The sequence below is a fragment of the Bacteroidota bacterium genome, from assembly GCA_040388375.1.
Lineage (GTDB): Bacteria > Bacteroidota > Bacteroidia > UKL13-3 > UKL13-3 > JAAFJM01.
Genome location: JAZKBU010000015.1, coordinates 19,169 through 25,680, shown reverse-complemented (window position 1 = coordinate 25,680; position 6,512 = coordinate 19,169). Strand labels below are relative to the sequence as shown.

Genomic DNA, 6,512 nt, shown 5'->3' with positions numbered 1-6,512 from the left:
ATCCGACCCCGAAGGGAGTCGAATATTTATAACCAACATAATCGGTTTGTTCGACCCCTTCAGGGTCGTATGTTTTTGGAGAGAACAGTCTTTTTATTCATATTAGACTCCTTCGGAGTCATTGCCTCCACATAAATGTTTCTGTATATTGAGCGAAGCCGAAATATGCTCCACTAATAGTTCCCTGACCCCAAACGGGGTCAAATAGGAATAACCAATACACAACAACCCATTCAATTGACCTTGAAGAGGTCGAATCCAACACCCGATACCCGTGTTTTATTCCTGACCATAATTCCTTGTTGTTAATCAGTGGGTTAAATTTTAAAAAATAGCTTTCAACTTCGTATTATAAATATAAATTCGCCCCACAAAATTTAATAAACAAATCATGCAAGAAGTTTATATCGTATCGGCAGTGCGCACGCCAATTGGTTCATTCAATGGTAGTTTAGCAAGCGTTTCAGCCACACAATTAGGAGCAGCAGCTATTAAAGGTGCGCTTAGCAAAGCAGGCATTGCGCCTGAGTTAGTACAGGAAGTATTTATGGGTAATGTATTAGGAGCCAATTTAGGTCAGGCACCTGCCACTCAAGCAAGCATATTTGCAGGTATACCCAACACCGTTCCCGCCACCGTTATCAATAAAGTATGTGCTTCGGGCTCCAAAGCCATTATGGAAGGCGCTTTAAGCATTATGGCCGGTATTAACGAGGTAGTAGTAGCCGGTGGTATGGAAAGCATGAGCAACGTACCTTACTATTTAGACAAAGCACGCACAGGTTATAAATTAGGCCACGGTACTTTAACCGATGGTTTAGTAAAAGATGGTTTGTGGGATGTTTACAACAATTTCCACATGGGTAGCGCAGCCGAATTATGTGCCCGCGAAATGAACATAAGCCGCGAAGCGCAAGACGATTTCGCTATTCAATCATATACCCTGGCTGCAGCCGCACATCAGGCAAAAAAATACGATGCAGAAATAGTGCCTGTTGAAATACCACAACGTGGTAAAGACAGCATTTGGGTAAGTACCGATGAAGAATATACCAAAGTAAACTTCGATAAAGTAAAAACGTTAAAACCCGTATTTGAAAAAGACGGAACCGTAACAGCTGCCAATGCTTCTACCTTAAACGATGGAGCAAGCGCATTGGTGTTAATGAGCGGAGCCAAAGTAAAAGAGTTAGGCTTAAAACCATTGGCTAAAATATTAGGTTTTGCCGATGCCGCACAAGCACCAGAGTGGTTTACCACTGCGCCTGCATTAGCAGTGCCAATAGCATTAAAAAGAGCAGGTATTGATATTAAAGATGTTGATTTCTTTGAACTAAACGAAGCATTTTCAGTAGTAGGTATTGCCAATACGCAGCTATTAAATATCGACCCTAAAAAAGTAAACGTTTACGGAGGTGCAGTAGCTATTGGTCATCCACTGGGAAGCAGCGGTTCACGTATTGTAACTACTTTGGTTCATGTATTACAACAAGAAAAAGGTAAAATAGGTGTTACCGGTATTTGCAACGGTGGCGGTGGCGCTTCAGCTATCGTAATAGAAGCTTGCTAATAACCTTATAAAATATACAAACAAAAAAGCTTGCCCAAAAAGGCAAGCTTTTTTTATGCAGTATAGTCCCAACCAATTTTTTATTTCCACCACTGTTTCGTCCCTACGGGACTTAAGTGCGTTCTTTAGTAGCTTGGCTATACCAATGTTTCGTCCCTAAAGGGACTTATGTGAATACCGTTGCAGTCGGTCAATACCAATAGGTCGTCCCTATGGGACTATTCATACGCAGGTTTACCAATCAGTCCCTTTAGGGACGACATATCGGTAAGGTAACTCACGTGCTACCCCCAACCAGTCCCTTTAGGGACGATACCCCGGTAACACTCCGTCACCAAAACAAACACAACCCATCAGTCCCTTTAGGGACGAAACATCGGTAACAGGTAACACACGCTCTATACCCATCAGTCCCTTTAGGGACGACATATCGGTAAGCCAACAACTATCAACAAATAAAATAACATATATAACAAAAAGCCGGCAAACATACCCCTATATTTGACTAAGCATAACCCCCTTACCACTATGAAATCAAATATGAACAATACCGACAGAATAGCCAGGGCATTATCGGCTGTAATAGTAGCCATCTTGTATTTTACCAATGCTATCAATGGAGCCACCGCTTTAATATTAGGAGCCTTAACAGGTGTTTTATTATTTACCAGCCTCATTAATTTTTGCCCGCTGTATTATACCATAGGTTTCTCCACCCGTAAGAAAAAATAACTAAACAATACCCTTTCATTATGCTTTATTTGCGCAAATACATGTGGAGTTTAATAGGCTTGGTAGCAGGAGCGGCTTTAGGTTATGCCTATTACTATTATATAGGTTGTGCTTCGGGCACCTGTGCTATTACTTCCAAACCCATAAACAGTACCTTGTATGGTGCTTTCATGGGCGTATTATTTGCCAATATTATTAAAAAATAAACCATATACTATTCAACAACGATGATAAACGCTATAAAAAAAATGTTAGGCTTAGGCCCTGCTGTTAACTATGCCGAACTGGTAAAACAAGGAGCTGTAATTATAGATGTACGCAGCAAAGCAGAGTATGCCAGCGGACATATACCCGGCTCGTTACATATACCCGTAAACGAAATAGGCAGCAAGTTGTCTCAGTTTAAAGATAAAAACCAACCCATTATTACCTGCTGTGCTTCCGGCATGCGCAGTGCTTCCGCCAAATCTATTTTAAAATCAAATGGCTATACACAGGTATACAACGGTGGCGCATGGAGTAGCTTGCAGAATAAGATTAAGTAGGGTATAGCTACCACCCGGCAAACCATAAAACAAAATAAAAACAACATGGCCAGCTTTAGCGAATTAATACAAGCAGATAAACCTTTATTGGTCGATTTTTTTGCCGAGTGGTGTGGCCCTTGCCATGCCATGAAACCCATATTGGAAAACTTTAAAAAGCAGGTAGGCGATAAATTGACCATTATTAAAGTAGATGTAGATAAAAACCAGGCCGTAGCTGCTACTTATGGTATACAAAGCATACCTACCTTCATATTATTTAAGCAAGGCAAAATACTCTGGCGACAGGCAGGCGTGGTAAACGCCCAAGAACTCTCGCAGGCATTGGCGGCTTATTTATAACAGTTGTTTATTTTGCTTACCACGAAGGAACATAATACCAATACCGCAGGTGCAGCCTGCGGGCAAAAGAGCCAAACAACGAGAGAACCCTGAAAGGATTCAATAAAATGTTATTTGCATTGGAGCGAACATCCGCTCGCTCTAGCGGAGCACTAATTGTAAGTATTTAGTTATTTAAATATATCAAAGTTGATGTGAAGATACTTATTAAATCGTGGATGCGGATGTTCAAGTTTTAGCTTAGTGTTTTTCCCGTTGAACCAAATTGAACGTTTGCCTTCATTCTTTCCACTTTTGTTTTGGAGGGCTTCGGTAATAAATTCTTTTGAAGAAAGTATCCATGTTTTGTCCATACGTTGAGAGTAAAAAACAAAATAATAATTCTTTCTTGGTTCGTGAGTGATTGCTGCAAAAAGAGCAGCGTCACCAAACGCAACATATTTTGAACGGGCTTTGATTTGCAGTTCCACAAACGAATCGTCCTTCTTCCTAACAATAGCATCAATACCAAAGTCGTCAATAAGGGGAATATAAACATCAAGTCCTTGCTCAAGCATTTTACTAATTACAAAATACTCCATGCGTTTACCAAAACTAGCGTTGTGTCTAAATGTATTGCTCATAATTATTTTTGAGAGATTTGTTGTAATCGTTTAAGCGTAAGTCTCGAATTAATATGTAATTGTGATAGAAATGCAGTGGTTCTTCCCTTTTTATTATGGGATATATCATCATTTTTCGATTCCCTTATTGATTGTATTTTATTCAGAGTATTTTCTTCTAAAGCTTGTATAGTATTTAATAGATTATTATTAGTTAATGGCTTTAACTTATTTTTGGAAATTAAAACACATGTTATATTATCAGAAATATCTTTACGAGTTAGTGTTGATGGATTCTCTTTTAAACCAAACAATATTTTTAATTCACTTTCATCTAATAGTAAGTATCCTGAGTAATCTATTTGTTCTCCCTTTTTAAGGTGCTTAGCTTCTATAATTATGAGAGAACCATTATCTTTTAAAGAGTCAATTATTTTGTTTAGTGTTGGTATCCATTCGGTAATGTCAATTTCATGTAATACATTACATAGTACAACAAAGTCAAATTTATGATTTGGTATCTTATCATAAGATTCATAAATTGTTTTAACGCCTTTAGTTTTTAATGTTGTATGAAATTCTGTATTAGGTTCTAATGCTGAATAGTCAATTTTCTTTCTGAAATTTTCGTCTTGCATTACTTGCTCATAAAGACGACCCTTACCTGCCCCAAAATCAAGCAGGAGGGATTTTTTAATACCTTCAGTATTATTCACAATATCTTTAAGAGACATTACTTGTGGGTCATTTTTTTTAGCAACTTCAATTACTTCTGGATTTGTAAAACATTCGATCATAAATTGTACATAAGCCCATTCTGAAATGGAGTTTAAAAATTCTGTTAATTTTAGAACTCGTTCTTCAATTTTCATCAACTCACTTAATGCTTCACGTTGTATAGTATTTGATGGATGTTTTATAAGACCATCTTTTACCATAAAAACTTCTTCATAATTTAAATGAGATAAAATGTTTAATGAATGTGTGGCGATAAATAGTTGACCATTTTCATTGATAATAGTTCTTATACCATTTATTAAGTCAATTTCTGCATCAGGGTGCAGATGCAATTCAGGTTCGTCAATTATTAATATACTATCTTTTAATCGTATGTCTTTGTTTTGTGACATTAAGAAAAACATTAAGACGTATGCAAAGAGACTTTTTTCACCATCAGAAAACTGAAGATAATTGAACTCTCTACCATTTATTTTCCAAATACCAACTTGTAAACTTTCAACTCCATTATCAGTTATATTTCTGTTTACATTTTTTATTTCCCAATCAAGTTCTTTTCCAAATATTTTTTCAAATATTTCTTTAAGTGATTCAAATCGTTTGTAAGATTGTCTTTTGTTAAATTTGTTAATATCACCTAAACAATCTATCCAATCTGATACAAGCTGATGGGGTAATTTTTTTAAAAATCTCAATGAACTTTTATAGATACTACCTAACTCATTATATTCAAGTTGTTCAGAAACATTTTCAACTAGTTGTTCAAATGAATTTGCCTCATCCTCATTATCTGTAATGACATCTGTTAGCTGTTTTATTTGGTCATAATTAATTCGTTTAATAAAATCCGTTTTAAGTTTTGAAACTAATGGTTGTATCTCATCAATTAATACTTTCAATGTTCTGGATGGAGGCTCTGATCGAGGCACTGTTAAAGGGTTATCACTAATTATCACTATAGGGCCTTTAGGCCTTAAATCATTTTCAATACGGATAATCTCACTTCTAATTAGCTGCTGTTCATTTTTTAAATCAGAATCAGATGGATTTTTTTGTCTCAAAACCGTTATTTCTTGCATTTCAAATGTTTTTATTGCTAAGTCTTTATATGGTTCGAGTTTTTTTAATAATTGCTTAATATTATGTGGAAGATTGGTGATGTTACCTTGTAAAATATTTTTTATTGTTATAATTGAAGAAATTTCATTTTCAATAAGATTTAAAATTCTTGTCTTACCTGAACCATTTTTACCTACTAAAGCAACTACAGTTTCAAGTCTATCAAGTTTAATTTCTTGAAGACCTCTTTCATTTGTTTGGGAGGGGCTAAATTTTATTTTATTAATTCTCATAGTGTACTAATATATCTCTTGTACTCAAACCTATTTATAAAATATGCAAAAACAAGGGCTTGCTTGGGTATGGCTTGGAGACTTGGGTAAAGTTATTAAGCAAAAAATGCTTTTAAATAGCTGAAAATAAAATAAATAAAAGCCAAAGCGGTATTTGGGGTGTAAGCATACCCCCTCAAAAAAGAGTATTTATACTACTAAAAAAGGGTATTTATACTGCGCTTATTAAAAGGGCTTAATGTGGTTTGGGTTTGTTTTTAGGGTATAGCATACGCCAATATTGCATTTCAACACCTCCCAACTACATTTCAACACTTGTCAGCTATCTTTCAAGACCTCTCCACAACCTTTCAAGTCCTCTCCGCTAAGTTTCAACACCTCTCAGCTCCATCGCAACACCTCTCAGCCATCTTTCAAGACCTCTCCACAACCTTTCAAGTCCTCTCAACTAAGTTTCAACACCTCTCCACAACATCGCAACACCTCTCAGGCATCTTTCAAGACCTCTCCACAACCTTTCAAGTCCTCTCAGCTAGGTTTCAACACCTCTCAACAACATCGCAACACCTCTCAACTATCTTTCAAGACCTCTCCACAACCTTTCAAGTCCTCTCAGCTAGGTTTCAACACC

At 36.5% G+C, this 6,512-nt stretch carries 7 protein-coding genes; 5 read left to right on the top strand and 2 right to left on the bottom strand.

Translation table 11 applies throughout. The features are described from left to right. The first annotated feature begins 391 nt into the window (after positions 1-391). The 5 genes from V4538_15885 to trxA all read left to right on the top strand — a co-directional run bounded on the left by V4538_15885 (position 392) and on the right by trxA (position 3,189). Complete coding sequence (locus tag V4538_15885) at positions 392-1,570, top strand: acetyl-CoA C-acyltransferase (GenBank protein ID MES2382528.1); 1,179 nt, start codon at positions 392-394, stop codon at positions 1,568-1,570. A 528-nt stretch (positions 1,571-2,098) separates the two neighbouring features. Then, positions 2,099-2,302, top strand: a complete 204-nt coding sequence (locus V4538_15880) for a DUF2892 domain-containing protein (protein MES2382527.1) — start codon at positions 2,099-2,101, stop codon at positions 2,300-2,302. Between the two features lie 41 nt (positions 2,303-2,343). Then, complete coding sequence (locus V4538_15875) at positions 2,344-2,508, top strand: DUF6132 family protein (GenBank protein MES2382526.1); 165 nt, start codon at positions 2,344-2,346, stop codon at positions 2,506-2,508. 21 nt (positions 2,509-2,529) lie between these two features. Next, on the top strand, positions 2,530-2,847 hold the full coding sequence (locus V4538_15870; protein ID MES2382525.1) for a rhodanese-like domain-containing protein: 318 nt from the start codon (positions 2,530-2,532) through the stop codon (positions 2,845-2,847). A gap of 45 nt (positions 2,848-2,892) precedes the next feature. Beyond that, on the top strand, positions 2,893-3,189 hold the full coding sequence (gene trxA / locus V4538_15865; GenBank protein MES2382524.1) for a thioredoxin: 297 nt from the start codon (positions 2,893-2,895) through the stop codon (positions 3,187-3,189). A 170-nt stretch (positions 3,190-3,359) separates the two neighbouring features. Here the strand turns inward: trxA and V4538_15860 are convergent, their stop codons facing one another. Together V4538_15860 and V4538_15855 are read right to left on the bottom strand one after the other, a co-directional pair. Continuing rightward, positions 3,360-3,812, bottom strand: a complete 453-nt coding sequence (locus V4538_15860; GenBank protein ID MES2382523.1) for a hypothetical protein — start codon at positions 3,810-3,812, stop codon at positions 3,360-3,362. Positions 3,813-3,814: 2 nt separating this feature from the next. Further along, positions 3,815-5,881, bottom strand: coding sequence for an AAA family ATPase (locus V4538_15855; protein MES2382522.1), 2,067 nt, complete (start codon positions 5,879-5,881; stop codon positions 3,815-3,817). Between the last annotated feature and the right edge of the window lie 631 nt (positions 5,882-6,512).